This window comes from Pelomonas sp. Root1444 (genome assembly GCF_001426885.1).
GTDB lineage: Bacteria > Pseudomonadota > Gammaproteobacteria > Burkholderiales > Burkholderiaceae_C > Pelomonas.
Map to the genome: position 1 here is coordinate 1 of NZ_LMFP01000007.1, position 476 is coordinate 476.

The window sequence follows — 476 nt, forward strand, 5'->3', positions numbered from 1 at the left end:
AGGCCTCAGGAAGTGAATCAGGGGCTGCCCGGCTTGAGGTTATTTGACAGCTTCAACGTTCGACGTGAGCGGCGGACGGAGGCGCACGAAGTGCGCCGGAGGCCGTCCGCTCGATGGAGGGGTTAGAGCGCAACCTCATTGCCCGAAACGCATGACAAAGTGCGCAGCGAAAAGAGCCAACCCAAATGGAACGGCACAGAGCCCAAGTGCGAGCGCTAGAGAGGGCCGGCGAACTGCAGCAAGCAGCCCAACTGCCGCGACCAGTGAACCAATGGCCCAAACAATGAAGCCCTCGGAGATTGCCCTCTCGCTGCCAACGCCCAGCGCGGCGGTGGCCACGACAAATAGACCGAGAAGCGCGCTGGCAGCAAACAGGAAGCTCGCCAACAGGGAGTAGGCAACTCGCATTTGCGCTCTAACGTTGAAGCTGAGACGCGGCCGGAGGCTTGCCGACGGACGTCAGCTCGAGCGGCAGG

Annotated in this window: 1 protein-coding gene; it reads right to left on the bottom strand. The window is 62.2% G+C overall.

Features of this window, described 5'->3' with window-relative positions:
- Positions 1 to 135: 135 nt before the first annotated feature.
- Positions 136 to 408, bottom strand: a complete 273-nt coding sequence (locus ASD35_RS27090; RefSeq protein WP_157275468.1) for a hypothetical protein — start codon at positions 406 to 408, stop codon at positions 136 to 138.
- Positions 409 to 476 lie beyond the last annotated feature (68 nt).